Genomic DNA, 22,297 nt, shown 5'->3' with positions numbered 1-22,297 from the left:
TAGATATATTATCTTGATATATTTTGAACTTGAGGTTTATTTAAATTCTAAATATTAAATTTACTTTATTTAAGAGGTGAATTCATGCATGAACTATCCATGGCCGATGCCATTGTAAAAACAGTTATAGAGGCAGCAGAAAAAAATGATGCCATTGAAGTACTGGAAGTAACAATTGAAGTTGGGCAAATGACTTTACTAAACCCGGAACAAATAAAGTTCATGGTAGGGGTTTTAAGTGAAGATACTATTTTAGAAGGGGCAAAATTTCACATGGAAGAAGTTCCAATTGAAATAGATTGTGAATGTGGATATAAAGGAAAAATAGGGGCAGATGATCTTGACCACTATACTCCTGTTCTAAACTGCCCTGAATGTGATGAAAGAAATTTTGATATTATTGCTGGAAGAGAATGCAATGTTAAGAACATAAAAATCGAGAAGAGGGACGAAGATGCATAAAATAGCTGAAGTAGAAATACAGCACGATATTATGGTGGCTAATCGAAAACTAGCCAAAAAGAATCAGAAAATACTCGACAAATCCAATGTTTTCGCTGTAGATGTATTAGGGGCAATTGGATCAGGAAAGACATCCTTAATTGAAAATTTAATCCAGAAATTAGATTATCCTGTGGCAGTAATCGCAGGTGATGTTATTAGTAAATTCGACGCTGGAAGATTTGAAAAGTACAATGTGCCTGTTGTTGGCCTAAACACTGGAAAAGAGTGCCATCTCGATGCGCACCTGGTAGAACATGCATTCCATGACATGCCTCTAGATGAGGTTGATGTTTTATTTATTGAAAATGTGGGAAACCTTATATGCCCAGTGGACTTTGATTTAGGTGCCCATATGAGAATGGTTGTTATCAGTGTCAGCGAAGGAGATGACACAGTCGAAAAACACCCCTTAATCTTTAAAGAAGCAGATTTAGTAGTAATTAATAAGGTGGATATTGCTGATGCTGTAGGTGCGGATCAAGATAAAATGGTGGCGGATGTTTTAAAATTAAATCCTGATGTTCAGGTAATAAAAACCAGCTTAAAAACTGGAAAAGGATTTAAAGAGATAATTAATGCTCTAGAAAAGGCCCGCAATGAATAAAATTTTTCATTGTATTTTTATTTTTATAAAATAAGAATATTTCTTTATAAAGGAAAAAAATTGAAATTCATAGGTGATCACTTGAAAATTTGGATTGATATAACCAATGCTCCTCATGTGAGGTTCTTTAAAAATATAATAGAATATTTTCAAGATCAGGGTGAGGATTTAATAGTCACCGCCCGAAAATTTGGGGATATCCATAATCTTATGGATGTTTTTGGTTTCGATTTTATTTCTATTGGAAAACACGGAGTAACTTTAGATCAAAAATTAGAAGAAAGTACTTTGAGGGCTCATGAACTTTCAAAATTAATAATTAAAGAAAAAGTGGATGTGGCGTTATCCAAACATTCAATTGAACTTCCGAGGGTTACTTTTGGATTAGGAATACCCAGTGTTTATGTTTTAGATAATGAACATGCATTAGCTGCTAATAAACTCACACTACCTTTATGTGATCGAATTGTAATGCCTAAAGTTATTGATATGTGGGATTTACTAAAGATGGGGGCAGATCCAAATAAGATCATTCCGTATAATGGAACTTCAGAGATTATTCATTTTAAGAATTTTGAATTTAATTATGACATATTTAAGGATTTAGGGCTAAAGCTTAAAAAGCAAAAAACAATTTTAATGAGGCCAGAACCTTCTCTAGCTTCATATCTGGATGCTGACTGCAGGGAATCGGTTTTAACCCCCATAGTTGAAACTTTGAAAGAGTATGCTAATATATTAATTTTACCTCGTTTCAAGGAACAAGCAGATATTTTTAAGGATTATAAAAATGTCACAATTATTAAGCCACCGGTGGACACATCCAGCTTAATGAAGTGCTGTGATTTAATGATAGGTGCTGGAGGTACCATGAATCGGGAAGCTGCTATTTTAGGAACTCCAGTAATTTCATGTTACCCTGGAAAACCTCTCTCAGTAGATAAGTTTTATATTGATCAGGGATTAATGTTAAGATCTACTAATAATGAGGAGATTATTAACACTGCTTTAAAACTGCTTGTCAATAATGATGAAACTGGCCCAATTAAAACAGATGATCTTTTTGAGATTATAATTGACAATGTTTATCAAGCAGCTCAGGAAAAGTAGAATGATAAATTTAAAAAATTCAAATTAAGTATCTTTTTATTTAGTATCTAATATTGATATAAATAATTAATCTGTTCATTAAATTGTATATTAATCATGATTTAAAAAACAAGCTATTAAATTTAATTATTATAGTTTAAAATAAAGTGGAATGGCCGGGATTTGAACCCGGGGCCTCCGCCATGCCAAGGCGACGCTCTACCATCTGAGCTACCACCCCAATCACATATCAACTATGACTTCTTTCTATTTAAAGTTAATGTTTTTAAAAAATAAAAAATATAAAAAATTAAGAACAATTTTCGGTGTATTTAATGAGTAATCTGATTATTAGAACTGCAAAAGAAAGTGATTTCATCGATATTTCTAAATTAGCAAAAAAATGTAGCCCCATGGCCACAGAACGTGATTCTATATATCATATTTTCACTAAATTCTTTCAAAATACTGTTTTTGTCATAGAAAGAAATGACAAAAAAATGATTGGTTTTTTGTTAGGATTTATATCACAGGTAGATTCTGAAGAAGCATATATTCATTTATTATGTGTTGACCCTTTTTACAGAAAAAAAGGCCTAGCAATGGATCTTCTTAATAAATTTTTTAATGTGGTGGGGGATAAGGGATGTAAAAGAGTTTCTTTAATTACTAAACCAATAAACCAGAATGCGATAGAATTTTATGAAAAATTAGGATTTAAACGGTCTAATAATATTAAAACCGTTAATTTGGGCGGTATTTTGGCTATAAAAGATTATAATGGATTTGGTAATCACATGGTTGTTTTTGAGAAGAACATTTCACTTAAATAATAAAAGGTCAAATACTAATTAATTAAATACTAATCTAATCTACAAAAATAAAAGTTTAGAAATTATAGATATTAATCACAATACTAAAAATAATTTTTAATAACAGATATATCTATTTTTGTTATTAACAAAATTTTATATTTCAAATTTATTAAACTAATTCAATATTTAATTTATTCAGTGGAGGAATAATTTGGCTTTAATTGCTCAAAATCATCTTCAATTTATAATAGAAGTGGCGATTATAATTTATACCGGAGTAATTTTTGTTATAAATTTTGTCCCAATTTCTTTAAGCGCTGTTCTGTTCGGTTCCATGGTACTGGGGGTAGGTTTAACACTATTATTCGGCCTTGATGTCGGCATGTTATTTCTATCATTCAGCCAAAGTGAATTTAGCCATCCGCTAGGCCCTATTGCTCTTTTAGGATTTGTAACAGCGCTAGCTGCTTTTCCAATGATGGAAAAAGTTGGAATTAATGTCAGAGGACTTAAAACATTTGTTTACATTTTTATAGTACTTATTACTATATTTGGAGGTTTAGTGCACCGATCATTTTTGTTTTTATGGTTATTAGGCCTACTAATCGGATATTTCATAATCTCTAAATCTTTCCGACAAAAATCCGTTTTAACTCTTAAGAGGATCTTAATTTTTGCTGCAGTTACACTTGCAGGATTCGGAGCGTTGGAATGGTTATCTGAATTATTAAAAATGCCTGTTTTCAGCCCTCTTTTAAGAATAGCACGTTTAGAAGAAAACGCCGTACCTAGTTTAAAAATGGTACTTAAAAATACCACGCTCTTTGGTCATTTGCCAACATCTTCTTATTGGCCGTCATCCACAGGTTTTGGTGATGGTTATATCTCGTTACCCATATCTATGGTGTTGATGTTTGCTTTACCATTCCCTGTTTTCTATGGATTATTGGTGAACAAGAAGGATGTAGTAGATTACTTCCTGCCGGGGACATTTGGCTATGCATATGACTTTGGCTATGTTACATTATTCTTCCTATTAATTTGGTGCATTGGAGTAATCTTAATAGGGTTCAAGATATTAAGCATATATAGGGAAAAACGAGAAAATGGTAATCGAAGTTATCTGGGAAAAGAAGCATTATTAATTGGTTCATTAACTGCATTCATTGCCCAGGCATTAGTGGGTCTTTTCATTATAAACCGTACCATTAATGGAATGGCTTTGGTAACCTTTATTTTCTTAAGTGCTTTAATTGTATCCAATATTATAACAGTAAAAAAGGATGAGAAGTATATTAAATAACAAGAATTTATTTAACTGGAGTGGAAACGATGAAAAAAGCCTTAATATTATTGGGATGTCCTGAATCTCCTGCTCAAACACCTATGGCCGTATATGCAGCATATAAACTTTCAAATATGGATTATGATGTCACTATTGCCAGCAACCCCGCGGCAATGAGACTCCTGGATGTTTCAGATCCAGAAGAAAAATATGTGAAAAGTAAAGTGGATCTGGAATCATGTTTGGAAAATTTATCTGAAGGAGATTTTGATCTTTTATTAGGATTTGTACATAGAGATGCAGCTGTTGCATTTTTTGTAACATTTTACCACATTCTTAACACTAAATCAATAGCTTTGATATTTGAAAAAGACCCCATTCTTTTAGATGATTTTGAAAAACAGGTTAAAGATAATACAGATGCTCAACTTGTGTCTGCTAGAGCTTATCATAATCCCACTCCCCTTAAAGTTAGATTTGATAAAGCTCTGAGTAATTTGGAGGCATAATATGTCTTTTTGTTTAGAAACTTATCTCCAGCAGTCTGATGATTATGATATTCATATGAAAATGGCTGGTTTTAAAGACTGCGCCCAGTTCATAGAAAAAAAAAGCCCGGAAGTAATTCATATCAAACCGGGGGAAAAAATTATGGGTGCTCGAATAATTGGAGTTCCACCAATCCCCATTGGGGTAAACAAAGAAAAAGGAACAGTTATGATGCCTTATACAAAACCGTGTTATGGGACGGCTGTTGTGGAATTTCCTGTTGAAAAAGAAGAAGTGGAAAAGATTAGAGCAGTTTCTATTTAAAATTCTTTCTTCGATATATTATTTTTTCAGGTTTTATTGGAAGAGTAATTATGGCTATTTCAAAGAGAAGAGAAAGAGAAAAAGCTGAGAGGCGAAAAGATATTATTGATGCTGCAGAAAAGCTTTTTTTCTCAAATAATTATGATAATGTTTCAATGAATGACATTGCTGAAGATGTTGAACTAAGTAAAGCAACTCTTTACCTTTACTTTGATAGTAAAGAATCTCTTTTTTTTGTAATTGTTTTACGTGGCGTAAAAATTTTGAATTCTATGGTCCATGCGGCTGTTGATAATGTTTCTACTGGAATTGAAAAAATAATGGCTTATTTGACGGCTTATCATGAATTTATGGTTGACTATCCTGATTATTTAAGAATATATAATTATTTTCACTCAGGCAGATTCAATTTAAGAGAAATAATAAATAAACAATATTTAAATGATTTTGTTGAACAAGTGGGTTATTCCACGGTAGCACCTGGTGCTTTTCCTGTTTCTAGTGATATTTCTCAAGGAATGCATAGTGAATTTGCAACTGAAATTATTCAAAGAAGTCAAAAATTATTTGAAATACTTAAATTATCTATTGAAATCGGTATTGCTGATGAATCGATTAGATCGGATGTTAATTCAGTTGAAGCTGCTGCATTACTAACCCTTTTTATTGATAGTATGATAAAAATACGTCCGGATATTTTAAAATCTCTTGAATTTTATGGTATTAATCAGAGTAAATTTAATGAGGACTCTGAAGAATTTATTAAACGCATGTTAACTAATTAAAACTTATTTTTTTCAGGTTTAGATCTTTTAAATTTTATTAATAATATTCTATCTCTTTTTTTACAAATTTTTTACAAACCAAAAAATATATATTTGATAACCGACGGTTATTTACTAACCACTGGTCATTTAATGACCATGAGTTATTTAGTAAAGTGAAAAAATGCGAGTAATAAATAAAGAAGTGAAAACGACTTGTAACTTGTATATTGGTGATATTGATGTCTGAAAGTAATCAAAATTTGCAACAAACTGCATATGATAATAGGTTTATCATTTTGGGCATTGTTCTTATGGGTATATTGATGTCTGTTCTAGATGGTTACATGGTGAGTATAGCTCTTCCTACAATAACATCACAGCTCCATGTTAATGTAACGGAGTCTCAATGGATTGTAAGTGGGTATCTTGTAGTAATGACTGGATTATTCATTTTCTTCGGAAAAATCAGTGAATTCATTGGAAAAACCAAATTATTTTTCATAGGATGGTTGATTTTCACAATAAGTTCATTAGCTTGTGGTGTTTCTACTGGAATCACTGAATTAATACTCTTTAGGCTTATTCAAGCATTAGGTGCTTCTATGGTTGCTGGTGTTTCAGGGGCTATATTATTTCATACATTCCCTCCAAATGAAATTGGAAGGGCAATGGGGTATTTTGGAGCAGTTGTTGCATTAGGATCCTTGATTGGTCCGGGATTAGGTGGATTTATTACAAGCTCCTTCGGATGGGAATATATATTTCTAATAAATGTTCCAATTGGTATTTTCCTTTTAATAAGCGCTATTAAATTCATGAAAATTCCAGAGATAATAGAAAAACATGTAGAAATTGATTGGTTAGGCGCTGGTTTATTTGTAGTTAGTATTGTTTCATTGATGTTGTTATGTGGTGAAATAGCTCAAAACATAACTTTTAATGGTCTATGGGTATTGTACGGTCTAATTTTTGCAATAGGAATTTTGGCTTTTATATTTCAAGAAAAAAGATCAAAAAATCCTATGTTGGATATTAAAATATTTAAGAATAAGAAATTTACATTGCCTATACTAAGTGCACTATTTTTAGCAATTTCTGTGAATATGGCTATTTTCATAGGTCCATTTTATTTCCAGGGTGTTATGGGGTACAATCCTTTGAAGGTGGGTTTGTTATTCATGTTTGTACCATTATCCATGATGTTTGCTGCACCATTAGGTGGAAAATTATATGATAAATATCACTGGAAATATGCTGCCAGTGTAGGGGCTTTTATAGCAGCAATAGCTTTCGCATTGTTAGCATATGCCTATTGGATTGAAAACTTGAGTTTAATAGCTGTTTCTTTTTTACTTTGGGGTTTAGGTTATGGTCTTTTTTCAAGTCCAAATACCACAGAAGCAATGATCGCTCTTCCTAGGGAAAAAACGGCAATAGCCTCAAGTGTCGCTACCACTGCTAGAAGTTTAGGGGGAGCATTAGGTGTATCCCTAGCCACAGTTCTATTAGTAATAGGTTTAAACACCACAAATTTCAATGGATCGATTATATTTACAAGTAGTTTGGCATTAACAAATTCAATTGCTGTAATAATGGTTGTATCTGGATTTTTGGGATTAATAACCACTTTAACTTCCGCACTTAGAAATACTGGCTCTGTTGATGAACTAAATATTCAAAAACAAGAAACTGATATTTCGCTGGAATTATCTAAAGAGAAGGGATTAGATGATTAATATGAAGTCTGTTATGATTAATGACAATATTGATCCAAAAAGGAAGGTTATCTTAGGTTTATACTGGACCAATAAAAAAACAGCGGTAAGAGAAGGTTGTGATTCTTTTATGATAAAAAAAATCACCACACCTCATACAATTTACTTATCAGATGATAAAAGACGGTTAAAATTATCATATCATATAATGAAAGATCTTTTAACATGTGTTGAGAATCAGGAAGCAGTCGAATTTGAAATTAGGATCGGTAAAGAAGATATAAAAACATCAATTCATAAAGATTTTTTCTATATATCTACTTCGCGGTCAAAGGAGCTTGAAGATGAAATCATTGAAAAAATGGAATTAGAATCGAAAAAAAAGTTTCCAAATATTTGTTCGAAGTTTTACAGGCGTTTAGGGGTTACTTAAGATTATTAATGAGGTGATAAAATGGATATTGAAGTATTTCCAAATAGGATTTTAGGTGCAGATACAACTGAGAAAATTTTAAGAGATTTAGATAAAATTGAAGGGATTAAAAGAACAGTTTTGCAAGGCCAAAGACTTCCACCTGCAGAAATGGGACATCCAGATCGTAGAACAATTACTGTAAAAGGTCAAGAAATTGATTTACAAGTTAAAACAGGTCGAATTCTCATGGAAATTGAGGATGAATCGGTTATTGATAAGATCAAAGCAGTATGTGAACCTCATCTCCCTTTTGGTTTTCATGTTTATGTTGGAAAATTCATTCGTCATGAAAAGACAGTAACTGATAAAATTAAATATGGTGATGATTTGGACTCACTACCTGATGAAATGGTAGGTTTAACTGATCAAAACGCTCAATTAAGTGAAAGAGCAACGATTATCAAGAAATAACTCAGATTTTCTTATCTTTATTTTTTTAACTAAATTTTTATATTAAAATTGCTAATTGTTATATTGTAGTGATTTTTCATTAATTAGCAATGCATGGTGGAATAATGGCAATTTCAGATAGAAAGAAAAGAGAAAAAAATCAGAGAAGACAATCAATTATTGCTGCTGCTGAAAAACTCTTTTTCACCAAAGGTTATGAAACTGTTTCTTTAAATGATATTGCTAAAGAACTGCATTTGGGCAGATCTACACTTTATTTGTATTTTGAAAATAAAGAAGAACTTCTTTTTGCTATTGTTCTTCGAGGGGCATTGATCTTACATAAAATGGTTCATGATGAAGTTAAAAATGCAGGTACTGCTTTTGAAAAACTTGATTCATTTAGAAAAGCTTATTATGATTTTGCTCAAGAATATCCTGATTATCTTAAATATTATAATTATTTATTTTCTGGAAGATTTGATCTGGATAGTATTAATCAAACTGAATACAAAATTGAATCCATAGCTCAAAGTAAGTATTACGAAGAATATAAAAAACTTTTAGAAGGCAATTTGGGCCCTAATTTCCCTATTCCAAAATTTTCGGCAGGAGAATATTTGGATAAAATTGTTATTTTACGTAGTGAATTGCTTAATATTTTATGTAATGCTCTCGAACAGGGTAAATCTGAGGGGACTGTTCGTTCTGACGTAAACTCTGCTGAAGCTACAGTTTTACTTACATTAATTGCTAATAGTATTGATAATTTACCTCCGGATCTTAAACTTTTACTAGAAAAGCAGCAAATAGGGCATGAACAATTTTTAATGGATGTAGGACAGTTTATTGGATATATGGTAAGTAATAGAAAGAAATAAATACTATTTTTTCTTTTTTTCAACAGATGTCTTTATTTTTGTAATGATTTTCTACTCTGGAAAACTATAAATATTTAATGACATAATGTCATTAAATGACATAGTGTCAGTATAATTTTTCGAGGTGAATACATGGAAAATGAAATAATAGTAAATCGAGAGTCTCCTAGTAAAATGGCAGAAGGAATAGCAATGCAAAGGTTTGCAGAGTCTTCCAAGAGTGAAAATGAAAGAATCTGTTATGACCCATATGCAATTCATTTTATTAGCCCTGAAATTATTAAATTTGGTAAAGAACACCCTGAAGAGGCCAAGTTGAAAGTAGAACAAATGGAACAATTTCTACCAGGATTGAGTAGTTCCATTATTGCAAGAGTTAGATACTTTGATGATTTTGTTGAAAAATCAATTAAAGATGGTCTGGAACAGTTGGTAATTTTAGGAGCCGGATACGATACTAGAGCGTATCGTATTGATGGATTAAAAGAGAAAATTAATGTATTTGAAGTGGATCATCCCAATACTCAAAGCTTTAAAATCAAAAAAATTAAAGAAATATTTGGTTCAACTCCTAAAAATGTAACTTATGTTCCTGTTGATTTTGAGAGTGAAGAATTGGGCGAAAGATTATTAAAAGAAGATTATGATCCTTTTAAAAAGACACTATTTATTATGGAAGGTCTTATAATGTACATTCCAGAAGATGCAGTAGAAAAAACTCTATCTTTCATTGTTAAAAATTCATATAATGATAGTTCACTTATTTTTGATTATTATCCTGAATCTGTAATTGATGGGACATGTAACATGGAAATAGGAAATAATATTCGAAATTATCTATTTCAGATGGGAGAACCGCTCCAATTTGGGATAGCTGAAGGACGCATTGAAGAATTTCTTAAAAATAGAGGTTTTTCTCAAGTCCGAAATATAAGTAGTGAAGATTATAAAAATGAATATTTCAATGATAAAAATCAAAACAGAGATGTTTGCAGTCTTTTATCATTGGCACATGCAGTAATTTGAATAATAGAATTTTCTTATTTTCTTTTTAATGTACAATTAAACCAATATTTTTATCTAAATATAAATCGCACTTTTTTTATATATCTTCTAACTCATATTTGATATATTATACAAAAATTTAAAATCATTATGTAATATCGAGGCCAATTATGCTAACAACAGTCGTGGGAAGTTACCCTGCACATCCTCAAGCACCTAAATCTTTCGGTGATAAATTATTAAAGTTCATAGGGAGCTATGATCAATATAAACCATCTATATCTCTTGCAGTGTCTGATCAACTTAAAGCAGGTATTGATTTGGTATCTGATGGTCAAGTAAGAGGTGATATGGTAGAAATTTTTGCAAGGCATATCCCTGGAATGATAGTTGAAGAGGGTACTTGTAAAATTAAGGGTAAAATAAATCCCCCAGTTCAATCTATCGGATCTGATGATCTCAAATTTGCTTTAAAAATCCTTAAAAATACTTTAAATCAATTAAATATTGATCCTAATTTAAATAATGACTTAATAAATAAAAAAGGTGTAAAAGGAATAATTACGGGTCCAACCACTATGGTCTACTCTTCACGTATTGAAGGATTTTATGATCCTTCTAAAAAGGATAAAGCCGTGCTTGACATGGCCAGTGCACTTAAAAAAGAAGCTCAATTTTTAGAAACATCTGGTGCATCCGTGATTCAGTTGGATGAGCCATTTATATCCACAGGTCTGGTTAATATGGGAACTGCCAAAAAGGCCGTTGAAATTATTTCCAAAGATTTATCCATTCCTGTAGCTTTACATGTATGTGGGGATGTTGAGCAGGTTTTCTCTAAAATATTGAAATTCAATGTTGATATAGTGGACTGTGAATTTGCAGGAATCCCTCATAATATTGACTTACTTGAAAGTCAAAGTAGTTTTAATAATAAGAAAATCGGTTTTGGTTGTCTGGACACTAAAAAAGAGTCAGTTGAAACTATCGGATCTATATTGACTTTACTTAAAAAAGGTGCAGATATTATTGGTGTTGAAAATATGTTAATTGACCCAGATTGTGGAATGCGAATGCTACCACGAGATGCTGCATTTTCAAAACTCAAAAATATGGTGGAGGCCTCAAAGGTCTTAGATTAAATAAAAGAAGTAAATTATTGGGGTTCAATATGCCGGAATTAATCAAAGTTTCAGAGATTGCCGAGGGTTGGGAAGACCTGGTTAGAAAAATAATGAAAGAAGGCGCAGAAATAAAAGACGAAAGGGGTTCTCTTACAAAAGAAATCCTAAATGTTATGGTTTGCATTGAAAAACCCCTTGGAAAAGGACAATCCTGCAACTTTTATTTAAGTAATATAGGTGATAAATTAGCAGGCATAAAAGATATCCGCGTGCCTGAAGGGTATTTTTGGAGTGGCGAAAAACTTGAAAAATATTCTGAACAGTTTATCAGTGATGATAAACAAGGGTTTGTTTATACCTATGGTAATCGCTTGAGAGCTCACTTTGAAGGTATTGATCAGATACAGGAAGCTATTGATCGTTTAAAAAATTGTACTGAATCAAGAAGAGCTATTTCTGTAACATGGGACCCTACTGTGGATACTAAAACAGATGAAGTGCCCTGCATGATTTTAGTAGACTTTAAAATCAGGGATAATAAACTTTATACCACTGCACTATGGCGTTCTCATGACATATATGGGGCATGGTTCCCTAATGCAGTCGGCCTAACCTATTTAGCTCAGTATGTGGCAGGAAAAGTCGGACTGAGTTTAGGTTCAATTACTATTCATTCCATTAGTGCTCATATATATGAGGTTAATTTCAATGAAGCTAAACAATATTGAGGTGAATTAAGATGGTAAGTGTCAATTTAGAAGCAAAAAAAACAGTAGACGAAATGATAGCAAAAGCTGACGCGCTCAACATTAAAGTAGAAAAACAAACCAACGGTGCAACAGTACTGGACTGCGGAGTAAATGTTAATGGTAGTCTAAAGGCCGGAGAGTTATACACTAAAGTATGTCTGGGTGGACTGGCTGAAGTAGGAATATCTATTCCTGGTGACTTATCTGAAAGTTTCGCTCTACCATCTGTTAAAATTAAAACTGATTTCCCTGCAATTTCAACTCTAGGAGCTCAAAAAGCAGGATGGTCTGTAAGTGTAGGTGACTTCTTTGCATTAGGTTCTGGCCCTGCTAGAGCGTTGGCAAAAAAACCTGCTGAAACGTATAAAGAAATAGGATATGAAGATGATGCAGATATAGGTATTTTAACATTAGAAGCAGATACCATTCCCGGTACTGATGTAACTGATAAAATTGCTGAAGACTGTGGCATATCCTCTGAAAATGTATATATTTTAGTAGCCCCTACATCTTCTCTTGTTGGGTCTATTCAAATTGCAGGAAGAGTTGTGGAAAACGGAACTTACAAAATGCTAGAAGCACTTCATTTTGATGTTAATAAAGTTAAAACTGCAGCAGGTATCGCCCCAATCGCCCCAGTAGACGCAGATGGTCTTAAAGCAATGGGTAAAACCAATGATGCAGTATTATTTGGTGGTAGGACTTACTACTACATTCAATCGGAAGAAGGTGACGATTTAAAAGAATTAGCTGAAAAATTGCCTTCATCTGCATCTGAAGGATATGGGAAACCATTCTATGATATATTCAAAGAAGCAGAATATGACTTCTACAAAATCGACAAAGGTATGTTTGCACCTGCAGAAGTTGTTATCAATGATCTCCGGACTGGAGAACTATTCCGTGCAGGATATGTCAATGTTGATCTCTTGAAGAAATCATTTGGTTTATAATTTAAATATAAATCTTATTTTTTCATTTTTAAATAACAAAATAAATATTTTTTTCTGGTTTATAATATTTTTAAAAATAAATTTAAATAAGGCTAAAATGCCTTATTTACAGTCCCTGCACCATTTATTTCCTGATTAACTTTTGGATTTCCAAAGTAATTTATACTACCCCCTCCATTAATCACTGCATTTAAAATGGTAGACACATTCACAGTTCCTTTACCAAATCCATTGATAGTGATGGAAGTAATTTTGCTTGTCAAAGCAGGGGCATTATATTCTCCTGCACCATTAATGTTTATGGTTTGATTGTCCACGTTTCCAGATAATTTAAGGTTTCCGGCTCCTATTATATTTATTTTAATATTATCTGCATTTAAATTGGTAATTTCGCCTTCACCAGCACCTTCAATTCTTAAAGTTAGATCTTTAGTTTTTATATTGGTGGAATTTAATTTTCCTGCGCCTGACATTTCCACGGAACCTAAATCTCGTAAAGTAATATGGAAAAGAACTGATTTTGTTGGGCTGGGAGTGATGTTGTCATAGTATATTTCCAGTTTGTTGTCATCAACCTTTGTTTGAATATGGGGGATAATATTATCCTCTGCTTCGATAGTTAATGATTCTTCAGAACCCTGAGTAATAATTAATGTTCCGATACCATTTAGAGAAACCTGATCAAAACCATTAACGGTTTTTGTCTCGTTGATTACATTCCCCGACCCGGTTCCACCTGTTCCAATACATCCTGACACAGTTATCGCTATACAAATTATTAAAACTAAAATTATACTGTTTTTCATAGAATCACGCCTCGCTTCCTAATGAAAATTTTAGAACATATTTAAAATATTATTTATTTATTTAATTAAACATAATATTAAATACAGTATATTTTTAAATTTGCTTGGGGGTGATTTTATGAAGATTATAAAGGATTCAATTGAACTCAAAACCATTCAAAGACTCCAGTTATTAAATATTAGTTCTCAACTGGAGAGAGCAGTAAAATCGTCTGGAATCAAAGAAGGCATCATATCTGTATTTACTCGACATTCCACCTCAGGAATTATCATAAATGAAAATGAACCGAGATTACTGGGGGATATCGAAAATACTTTGGAAAGGTTAATACCAGAAATTGAAGTCTATGGTCACAATTCAATTGATAATAATGCCGATTCTCACTTAAAAGCTGTTTTTTTAGGTGGAAGCCAGACTATCCCCATTGAAAATAATCAAATGGATTTGGGCACATGGCAAAGCATATTTTTTGTAGAATTGGATGGACCAAGAAATAGGAAGGTTAAAATTACACTCATGGGTCAATAACAACATTATTACGGAGTGATTTTCGATGTCTAAAACAACAATATTGCTGATTATTTTAATGGTTTTAGTTGCTTTTGTTGGAATTTTCACTGAACAACAAATAGAAACTAAGCAAAAGAAAGAAGTTAAAACATTGGTGGATGATGCCGTTCAACTAATAGAGAAAAAAGGGAGTACTGCTTTTTCAGAACTTAAAAGTGATTCTTGGGTTACTGGGGATCTTTATGTTTTTGTATGGCGCTTAGATGGTATCAGAGTAGTTTATCCTCCAGATGTAACTGGTGAAGGAAAGAATATGACGGACCTGGTGGATAGCAATGGAAAAGCCATTGGAAAACTATTCATTCAAACTGCAGAAAATGGGGAAGGTTGGGTAGAATATTACTGGCCAAAACCTAATCAAACAGAACCTTCTAAAAAAATAACATACATTAAACGTGCAGAATATCAAAACCAGACTTATCTAGTTGGGGCTGGATTTTATGTGTAGCTAAAAGATGAAGATTTAAAAAATAGAATATTTAATCTTTATCTATTTCTTTATTAACTAAATTCTAATTCAAAAGCCACTGTAGGGTATTCTAAATTGAAGTTAGTGATAACTTCTGGATTTATTTCTCCAAAAAACCCTTCAACTTTCCCATTATCAGATATATCTGAAAACTTAGCGCATCTGCCCTTAATAAATGAGGGATGTTCTAACACTTCTAATTTCATTTCATATCCTAAATTTCCCATCACTGTAGCCATAGTTGATTTTATTTCAGTGAAATTGGCATTGGAATGGATTATAGCTCCAGCCATTTTTTTAACTACTTTAGTGTGAGTTTCTGCTGCAATATCAATATACATCACATCACCCACCTCAAATATTTTTTGAGGAAGATCTTCGTGGGTATTGTCCTCTAAAAATTCCATGAGTCCATTCAAGAGACTTTTCCTAATCATGGTTCGATCTTTGGAAATTGGCTGAGATACTTCCACTCGTTCATCTTCGTCAAGGAGCATATTGTGATAATGATTTTCTTCATTGGTAAGCATTAGACTCATTATTTCCTGAAAACCTAAGCCTACCATAACCTCTCGCAGTAGCTTATCTGAGGTGTACCATTTATTAGTATGGGCAATACTTGCTATATCTGGCAAATATGATTCAATTTTGTTGAAACAATATTCAACGGCGATATTTTCAATTATATCTACTTCATGGAGGATATCCACCCGATAAGCAGGTATAGTTACCTCTAGCTTATCATCAGAAATTATATCAGCGTCCATACGTGCTTTCATTATTAGTTTTTTTATATCTTCAGCTTTAAGATCAAGCCCACTAATTTTATTTGAATTTTTAACAGAAACCTCTTTTTTTTTCGGTGTAAGATCCGGAGTGACCACAGTTTTATCGGGATAAACAACTTTTAATGTTTTTATTTTACCTCCAATTTCACCAAAAGAGGCACAAATGATATTAAGTGCTTGATTGACTGCTTTTTGATCAGTTCCAGTAACATCCACCAGTAAATTTTGTGTTTCTTCCGTAAGTTTGGTAAGTTCCCCATTTATTATGGGGGGCATGGATAAAACATTATCGTCCTTATCCATAATTAAAGGATATTTATCATGTATTTCCAGTAAATGGGCGTATTTTACTCCTTTATCATGTTCTTGAAGTATTTCCAGAGGAGTCATTTCACTAATTGAATCAAGGGGGATAAATGTGATTTCGTCCTTTCCAATAGCTTTATAATAAAAAGGACCATTAATAACATCCAGGTTATGGATCCCAATAGCTACTTTTTTTCTATCTCTTCCAATAACCCAATGTAGATCTTCTTGAAACTCCATTATTTGTTTCAGCTTTTTTTCATCCATTTTAATATTTTCAATCACTGCAAAGCTGATATAAGGTCTTATTTCTTTTAATCCTTCATGGACAAATACTTCCATATTAGAACTTTCACTAGGATAGTAGGGCATTCCGGTTTCAATTCCCAGAAATCCTTTAAGGCTTCGTGCAACACCTTCTACAGAGAGTTGATCTGGGCGGTTAGGGAAAAACTCTACCTTAATGGTTTCGTCATCAAAATCTTCAATATCACTTCCCATCATGGGGAGGATATCAATTAGTTTTTCTTTGCTTATATCGATCCCTAATTCTTGCAAATCTTGATATTCAAAGGTTATAACTGGCATTAAATCTCTCCATTAGTAAAATGTTGATTAGATTAATCATTTAAATTCAAATAAGGTACGCTTTTTAAATCAATTTTAATTATTATATTTGTTTATATTTTATTTTTAATTAATTATTAGGAATGTAAATAAATAAAAATATGGGTTAATGTGAATATTAAAGACCTGCAAATACCATTATAAAGAATATGGATTCAACAGTGAAGTGCAGCGCCCGGTGATACAACCAGCCATGCTCAGTTCCGGCAATTTCATGGTAAATATCTACTACCATGTGAATAAGGGCAGCCAATAAACCTATCTCCCATGAAAGAAATACTATGGACAATACAAAGAAGTGGAATACTGCTTCCATACCTTCATGAACTAACCACAGCTGAATATTGGAAGCCACGGTTTTACGGATAAGGCCGGCCAATAAGACGTAAAAATCAAAAAATACGCCCCAAAGTACCTTGCTATGAATTTCATCACTTATTGCCAGGACTAAGGCTATTTTAAACCACATTAATTCCATTTATATTCACCGGGAGGATATTCATCTAAAACAAGCTTTGAGTTTTCAGGATTTTATATATATTATTTCTTTAATCCTTGGATTGTTTTGTACAATTTAATTACCAATACTTCTGTTATTTTATACTATTTTAATATAAGTAAATATATCAATTACTTAATTATAAAACCCATATATTACTTTAATTGATGTATAAATAAATTACTATTTAAATTATATTTTATAAATTAATACTTCAAATTAAATATTTTAAGTTTGTAATGAAGCTAAAATTTATAAATAAATGAAAAAAAGTTAATTATTCCCTAAATAGATTACTTCTGGAGAGAAGCGGAAATGACAGAGAATAACATTCCAAAAGACTACGATCACAAAAAAGAAGGCGAATGGCAGAAAAAGTGGCAGAAAAATCAACTTCACAGATTTATTGGTGATGGAACCAAACCTCGATATATAATTGATACCCCGCCCCCATATCCTACTGGTTCTATTCACATGGGGCATGTTTTAAATTGGGCCTATATTGACATGATTGCCAGATTCAAACGAATGAAAGGATTTGATGTGCTATTCCCTCAAGGATGGGACTGTCATGGTCTTCCTACAGAAGTCAAGGTTGAAGAAACTCACAATATTAAAAAAAGTGACGTGCCCCGGGAAAAATTCAGGAAAATGTGTGTTGATCTCACCAGGGAAAACATTGCCATGATGAAGTCTCAAATGCAGGCCATGGGATTCAGTCAGGATTGGGATAGAGAATTTGTCACCATGACTCCAGAGTATATGTACAAAACCCAGCTTTCGTTTTTAAAAATGCACGAACAGGGCCTTATCTATCAGGGAATCCATCCAGTAAACTGGTGCCCTAGATGTGAAACGGCCATAGCATTTGCTGAGGTGGAATACTCTGAAAATGAAACTTACCTCAATTACCTGGAATTTCCCTCAGATGATGGGAAGGGGGTAATGATTGCTACTACACGTCCAGAACTGCTTTCTGCATGTGTAGCTGTAGTCGTCCATCCAGAAGATGAGAGATATATTAAGCTCAATGGCAAGAAAGTTGAAGTCCCTATATTTGGGCAAAAAGTTGAAATCATAACTGATGAAGAAGTTGACCCTGAATTTGGTACTGGTGCTGTTATGATCTGTACTTTTGGGGATAAAACAGATGTTTCATGGGTAAACCGTTACGATTTAGATATCATCGAAGCCATTGATGAAAAGGGTGTTATGACTGCAGCAGCAGGTCCATACGAGGGATTGCCATTATCTGTATGTAAAGAAAGAACCATTGAAGATTTAGAAAGTAAAGGAATTTTGGTCAAAAAAGAAAAAGTTGATCAAAATGTCGGTCAGTGCTGGAGATGTAAAACCCCTATTGAAATATTGGTAAAAAAGCAGTGGTTTGTAGCAGTTAAAGAATTAGTAGATCAGGTAAAAGAAGCCACTGATGTTATGAGGTGGGTTCCAGAACATATGAAAACCAGATTATTAAACTGGACAGGATCCATGGACTGGGACTGGTGCATATCCCGACAAAGAATTTTTGCCACCCCTATACCGGTTTGGTACTGTAAAGACTGTGGAAAAGTTCATTTGGCCAATGAGGAAATGATTCCTATTGACCCAACTCAGATAAAACCCGATTCTCCTTGTGAGTGTGGTGGAAATAATTTTATTGCAGAGGAAGATGTCCTGGATACATGGATGGATAGTTCTATTTCACCATTATCTATTGCTGGATGGCCCGAACCAGGTTTTGAAAACTATTTCCCCTCTGATTTAAGACCTCAGGGCCATGATATCATACGGACCTGGGCATTTTATACTACTCTACGGTGTAAAGCATTAACCGGACTTGAACCATTCTATCAAATTGTGGTAAATGGTATGGTTTTTGGTGAAGACGGCCATAAAATGAGTAAATCCCGAGGCAATGTCATTGCACCTGAGGAAGTTTTGGATGATTATGGGGCTGATGCCCTGCGTTTATGGGCTTCAAATAGTATTCCGGGCTCTGATGTACCATTTGCTTGGAAAGACGTCAAATACAGTTATAAATTTTTGAGAAAATTCTGGAATGCATTCCGATTCATCAGCATGCACATATTTGAATTCGATGGCGATGAAGAAACTGTTAAAAATAACTTGAAACCAATGGATCAATGGATTTTATCAAAATTATATCAATTGGTTCAAGATGTAACAGACGCAATAGAAAATTACAACTTCGCTAAATCAGTAAACAGTATTCAAAATTTTGTCTGGCATGACTTCTGCGATGAATATATCGAATCAGTTAAATACAGATTATATGGTGATCAGGACACTCCAGAATCTAAACAAGCAGCCCAGTACACCTTAAAAACTGTGGTTGAAACTTCACTAAAATTACTATCACCTATAACTCCACACTTCACTGATGAGGTATACCAGCACATGAGTGATGGTTTAAGTATTCATCAAATTGCATGGCCTGATGTTCAAAAAGATTTAATTGATCTAAAAATTGAAAATCAGGGCGAAATTGCAGTGGAAATAATTGGCGAACTTAGAAGATTCAAGTCCGCATCTAAAATGCCGCTTAATGCCGCTTTAAAAGTAGTAAATATTTACACTACAGATTCTGAGTTATTGAATCAAGTTGAACCCTTTTTAAAGGATGTTAAAGGAACCTTAAAGATTTTAGATATTGATTTGGAATTAGGTAAACCAGATATTCAAGAAAAAGTAGTGGAAATAACTCCACTTATGAATAAAATAGGTCCTGAATTTAAAGGAGATGCACCCAAGATTCTAGATTATCTACAATCTAATGAACCTCACGAAATTGCAAAAGAGTTGGAAATTGAGGGTAAAATCACGATTGAGCAGCATGAAATTACTACTGATTACATGACGATGAAAAAAGTTGCAGTGGGAAAAACAGGGGAAAAAGTAGAGGTTTTACATCCTGAAAAACTGGATTTGGTACTTGAGATAATTTTATAAAATTATCTCTTTGTTTAACATTTTAAAATAAATTTTTATATTAAAATTGAGTATGGGGGTTATTCAATGGAACTTCTAGTGGAAAAAACGTCTCAAATATCAGGGGTGGTGAAAGCACCTCCTTCTAAAAGTTATACTCATAGAGCTGTCATTATTGCTTCGATGGCTGATGGAAAATCTTTATTAAACGACCCTTTAAATTCAGAGGATACTTTAGCTTCTTTAGAATCTTGTAGGGCTTTTGGTAGTGAAATTAATAACTTTAAAGAACAGTGGGAGGTGGAAGGTACAGCGGGTGAAATGCAAACTCCTCACGATGTAATTGATGTGAAAAATTCTGGAACAACCCTTAGAATCATGACCTCTATTGCAGGATTGGCATCTAATTACAGTATATTCACTGGAGACAGTTCTCTTAAGACCAGACCCATGCAACACCTTTTGGATGCTCTAAAAACTCTGGGTGTAGAAGCGGTTTCTAGTCGAGGGGATGGCAAACCACCCATAATTGTTAAAGGTGGGTTTAAAGGAGGTAAAACTTCAATTCCAGGTAATGTTAGTTCACAATTCATTTCATCAATACTCATTGCAGGGGTTCTAGCAGAAAATCCTGTTGAGTTAGAAGTCACTGGTGAATTCATATCACAACCCTATGTTGATATGACTCGGGATGTCATGGCAAAATTTGGGGTTCGGGTTGGCTATGATTCAGTTTCTAAAATTTTCAAGGTCAATCCTCAGAATTATAAATCAACGGACTATACTATTGAAGGGGATTATTCATCCGCATCATATTTGGCAGGAGCTGCCGCTATTTTAGGCAGTGAAATTACCATAAAAAATCTTTTTAAAGATTCTAAACAAGGTGATAAATTAATTCTTGATATATTATCTTGCATGGGTGCTGAAATTAATGCTAAATATGATGAAGTTACTGTTGAGGGTAATGGTGAATTACAAGGGATAGATATTGATTTACACAATGCTCCTGATTTATTGCCCACTATGTCTGTATTAGGGGCGCTTGCTGAAGGAACTACTGAGATTAGTGGGGTGAAACACGCTCGTTTTAAGGAAACTGACCGTATTAGTACGTGTGCTAAGGAATTAACTAAATTGGGTGTCGATGTAAACGAGAAACCGGATGGAATGGTTATAAATGGTGGAGTGAAATCAGGTATTGTTCAATCTCATGGAGATCATAGATTGGCAATGGCTTTAAGCCTAATTGGGCTTAAGGTAGGTATTAAAATTCAAAATGCTGAAGTTTATGGTGTTTCATTCCCTAACTTCCCTGAAGTGATGAATAAACTGGGATGTACAATGACTTTGAGATGAATAATCTTTCTTTTTAAAACAAACGAATCTTGTAATCAAGGCATTGGAAAACTTTTGATGTTCTCAATGTAACAAAAAATACCACAAAAAACTAATAACATGTGCTTACAGTAACATAATAAAGATAAAAAGTGGATTGGAGCATATTGATAAGATGGAATGATCTTATTTAGTTTAATCAAAATACCTAAATCTGATCATAAATTTTATTATGTCTTAAATCAATTTTATAATTAATTAAGAGCTATTAAATTTTATTCCTCATAAAACCAGAAGGATGGGAATATGAACGGTAAAAAGAAAGAAACTAAAATCGTCATTTTTGGAGCATTTGACTCTGGGAAAACTACTACTTTGGATAACCTTTGTGAAAAGAAAACTAAAGTAGAGTATAATGGAACCACGGTTTCGATGGATTACGGAAATACCTTTGTGGATGGGGAAAAGATACATCTTTTTGCCACTCCGGGACAGGAAAGGTTTCATTTTATGAGAGAAATATTGTCAAATGGATTGAATGGTGCTATTGTGGTTGTAGACAATACTCAAGGGGTTACTGAGATTGATAGTAGCATAATGTCTAAATTGGAATCAAAAAATATCCCATATATTATTTTTGCAAATAAACAAGATTTAGCCAGCCATGAACTTGAAATAAGCACTGCTGCTGAAATTGTACCTACTATAGCTACTGAGGGTGATGGTTTAAGACAGGGTCTAGAAATACTCTTGAACCAAATTTAATTCTAAT

General features: G+C 33.1%; 24 protein-coding genes and 1 tRNA gene. 21 read left to right on the top strand and 4 right to left on the bottom strand.

Annotated features, from left to right (window positions below; translation table 11 throughout):
* Positions 1–84 precede the first annotated feature (84 nt).
* The 3 genes from hypA to MXE27_RS02625 all read left to right on the top strand — a co-directional run bounded on the left by hypA (position 85) and on the right by MXE27_RS02625 (position 2,218).
* Positions 85–462, top strand: a complete 378-nt coding sequence (gene hypA, locus MXE27_RS02635) for a hydrogenase maturation nickel metallochaperone HypA (RefSeq protein WP_248610853.1) — start codon at positions 85–87, stop codon at positions 460–462.
* The gene (gene hypB / locus MXE27_RS02630; protein WP_248610852.1) at positions 455–1,108 is read left to right on the top strand and encodes a hydrogenase nickel incorporation protein HypB; all 654 of its coding nucleotides are present in this window, start codon (positions 455–457) and stop codon (positions 1,106–1,108) included. The genes hypA and hypB overlap by 8 nt, the downstream gene beginning before the upstream one ends.
* Positions 1,109–1,189: 81 nt before the next feature.
* Positions 1,190–2,218 carry a DUF354 domain-containing protein gene (locus tag MXE27_RS02625; RefSeq protein ID WP_248610851.1) on the top strand — a complete coding sequence of 343 codons (1,029 nt, stop codon included), beginning with the start codon at positions 1,190–1,192 and terminating at the stop codon, positions 2,216–2,218.
* A gap of 147 nt (positions 2,219–2,365) precedes the next feature.
* Here MXE27_RS02625 and MXE27_RS02620 read toward each other — a convergent pair.
* Positions 2,366–2,438, bottom strand: a tRNA-Ala gene (locus MXE27_RS02620).
* Positions 2,439–2,532: 94 nt separating this feature from the next.
* Between MXE27_RS02620 and MXE27_RS02615 the strand changes: the two genes are divergently transcribed.
* The 13 genes from MXE27_RS02615 (at position 2,533) to mch (ending at position 13,169) form a co-directional block, all read left to right on the top strand.
* Positions 2,533–3,030 (top strand): GNAT family N-acetyltransferase, encoded by a 498-nt coding sequence (locus tag MXE27_RS02615; protein WP_248610850.1) that lies wholly within the window; start codon positions 2,533–2,535, stop codon positions 3,028–3,030.
* A 193-nt stretch (positions 3,031–3,223) separates the two neighbouring features.
* Positions 3,224–4,315 carry a hypothetical protein gene (locus MXE27_RS02610; protein ID WP_248610849.1) on the top strand — a complete coding sequence of 364 codons (1,092 nt, stop codon included), beginning with the start codon at positions 3,224–3,226 and terminating at the stop codon, positions 4,313–4,315.
* Between the two features lie 29 nt (positions 4,316–4,344).
* Positions 4,345–4,806, top strand: a complete 462-nt coding sequence (locus tag MXE27_RS02605; protein WP_248610848.1) for a DUF1890 domain-containing protein — start codon at positions 4,345–4,347, stop codon at positions 4,804–4,806.
* 1 nt (position 4,807) lies between these two features.
* The gene (locus tag MXE27_RS02600; RefSeq protein ID WP_248610847.1) at positions 4,808–5,110 is read left to right on the top strand and encodes a DUF1894 domain-containing protein; all 303 of its coding nucleotides are present in this window, start codon (positions 4,808–4,810) and stop codon (positions 5,108–5,110) included.
* 50 nt (positions 5,111–5,160) lie between these two features.
* Positions 5,161–5,895, top strand: coding sequence for a TetR/AcrR family transcriptional regulator (locus MXE27_RS02595; RefSeq protein WP_248610846.1), 735 nt, complete (start codon positions 5,161–5,163; stop codon positions 5,893–5,895).
* Between the two features lie 221 nt (positions 5,896–6,116).
* Complete coding sequence (locus MXE27_RS02590; RefSeq protein WP_248610845.1) at positions 6,117–7,613, top strand: DHA2 family efflux MFS transporter permease subunit; 1,497 nt, start codon at positions 6,117–6,119, stop codon at positions 7,611–7,613.
* Entirely contained in the window at positions 7,606–8,025 is a 420-nt protein-coding gene (locus MXE27_RS02585) for a hypothetical protein (protein ID WP_248610844.1), read from the top strand. Before MXE27_RS02590 ends, MXE27_RS02585 begins: the two co-directional genes overlap by 8 nt.
* A 21-nt stretch (positions 8,026–8,046) precedes the next feature.
* On the top strand, positions 8,047–8,478 hold the full coding sequence (gene mcrD, locus MXE27_RS02580; protein WP_248610843.1) for a methyl-coenzyme M reductase operon protein D: 432 nt from the start codon (positions 8,047–8,049) through the stop codon (positions 8,476–8,478).
* Between the two features lie 104 nt (positions 8,479–8,582).
* Positions 8,583–9,338 (top strand): TetR/AcrR family transcriptional regulator, encoded by a 756-nt coding sequence (locus tag MXE27_RS02575; RefSeq protein ID WP_248610842.1) that lies wholly within the window; start codon positions 8,583–8,585, stop codon positions 9,336–9,338.
* Positions 9,339–9,470: 132 nt separating this feature from the next.
* The gene (locus MXE27_RS02570; RefSeq protein ID WP_248610841.1) at positions 9,471–10,364 is read left to right on the top strand and encodes an SAM-dependent methyltransferase; all 894 of its coding nucleotides are present in this window, start codon (positions 9,471–9,473) and stop codon (positions 10,362–10,364) included.
* 149 nt (positions 10,365–10,513) lie between these two features.
* The gene (locus MXE27_RS02565; protein ID WP_248610840.1) at positions 10,514–11,485 is read left to right on the top strand and encodes a methionine synthase; all 972 of its coding nucleotides are present in this window, start codon (positions 10,514–10,516) and stop codon (positions 11,483–11,485) included.
* A gap of 29 nt (positions 11,486–11,514) precedes the next feature.
* Positions 11,515–12,195 (top strand): thymidylate synthase, encoded by a 681-nt coding sequence (locus MXE27_RS02560; protein ID WP_248610839.1) that lies wholly within the window; start codon positions 11,515–11,517, stop codon positions 12,193–12,195.
* 11 nt (positions 12,196–12,206) lie between these two features.
* The gene (gene mch / locus MXE27_RS02555; RefSeq protein WP_248610838.1) at positions 12,207–13,169 is read left to right on the top strand and encodes a methenyltetrahydromethanopterin cyclohydrolase; all 963 of its coding nucleotides are present in this window, start codon (positions 12,207–12,209) and stop codon (positions 13,167–13,169) included.
* 92 nt (positions 13,170–13,261) lie between these two features.
* Here the strand turns inward: mch and MXE27_RS02550 are convergent, their stop codons facing one another.
* On the bottom strand, positions 13,262–13,975 hold the full coding sequence (locus MXE27_RS02550) for a head GIN domain-containing protein (protein WP_248610837.1): 714 nt from the start codon (positions 13,973–13,975) through the stop codon (positions 13,262–13,264).
* Between the two features lie 118 nt (positions 13,976–14,093).
* On the opposite strand from MXE27_RS02550, the gene MXE27_RS02545 reads away from it, so the two are divergent.
* Together MXE27_RS02545 and MXE27_RS02540 are read left to right on the top strand one after the other, a co-directional pair.
* Positions 14,094–14,504 carry a secondary thiamine-phosphate synthase enzyme YjbQ gene (locus MXE27_RS02545; protein ID WP_248610836.1) on the top strand — a complete coding sequence of 137 codons (411 nt, stop codon included), beginning with the start codon at positions 14,094–14,096 and terminating at the stop codon, positions 14,502–14,504.
* A 25-nt stretch (positions 14,505–14,529) separates the two neighbouring features.
* Positions 14,530–14,994 carry a cache domain-containing protein gene (locus MXE27_RS02540; protein WP_248610835.1) on the top strand — a complete coding sequence of 155 codons (465 nt, stop codon included), beginning with the start codon at positions 14,530–14,532 and terminating at the stop codon, positions 14,992–14,994.
* Between the two features lie 53 nt (positions 14,995–15,047).
* Here the strand turns inward: MXE27_RS02540 and pheT are convergent, their stop codons facing one another.
* Together pheT and MXE27_RS02530 are read right to left on the bottom strand one after the other, a co-directional pair.
* Positions 15,048–16,697, bottom strand: a complete 1,650-nt coding sequence (gene pheT, locus MXE27_RS02535) for a phenylalanine--tRNA ligase subunit beta (RefSeq protein WP_248610834.1) — start codon at positions 16,695–16,697, stop codon at positions 15,048–15,050.
* Between the two features lie 157 nt (positions 16,698–16,854).
* On the bottom strand, positions 16,855–17,214 hold the full coding sequence (locus tag MXE27_RS02530) for a hypothetical protein (protein ID WP_248610833.1): 360 nt from the start codon (positions 17,212–17,214) through the stop codon (positions 16,855–16,857).
* Positions 17,215–17,550: 336 nt separating this feature from the next.
* Here MXE27_RS02530 and MXE27_RS02525 point away from each other — a divergent pair, with 336 nt between their 5' ends.
* From MXE27_RS02525 to MXE27_RS02515, 3 genes are all read left to right on the top strand, one after another.
* On the top strand, positions 17,551–20,208 hold the full coding sequence (locus tag MXE27_RS02525; protein ID WP_248610832.1) for a valine--tRNA ligase: 2,658 nt from the start codon (positions 17,551–17,553) through the stop codon (positions 20,206–20,208).
* A 66-nt stretch (positions 20,209–20,274) separates the two neighbouring features.
* Positions 20,275–21,546 (top strand): 3-phosphoshikimate 1-carboxyvinyltransferase, encoded by a 1,272-nt coding sequence (gene aroA, locus MXE27_RS02520; RefSeq protein ID WP_248610831.1) that lies wholly within the window; start codon positions 20,275–20,277, stop codon positions 21,544–21,546.
* Between the two features lie 285 nt (positions 21,547–21,831).
* Positions 21,832–22,290 carry a GTP-binding protein gene (locus tag MXE27_RS02515; RefSeq protein ID WP_248610830.1) on the top strand — a complete coding sequence of 153 codons (459 nt, stop codon included), beginning with the start codon at positions 21,832–21,834 and terminating at the stop codon, positions 22,288–22,290.
* The last annotated feature ends 7 nt before the right edge of the window (positions 22,291–22,297 follow it).

The organism is Methanobacterium alcaliphilum, assembly GCF_023227715.1.
GTDB classification, from domain to species: Archaea; Methanobacteriota; Methanobacteria; order Methanobacteriales; family Methanobacteriaceae; genus Methanobacterium_E; species Methanobacterium_E alcaliphilum.
The sequence above is the reverse complement of the archived record's forward strand: the minus strand, read 5'-3'. Positions and strand labels throughout refer to the sequence as shown.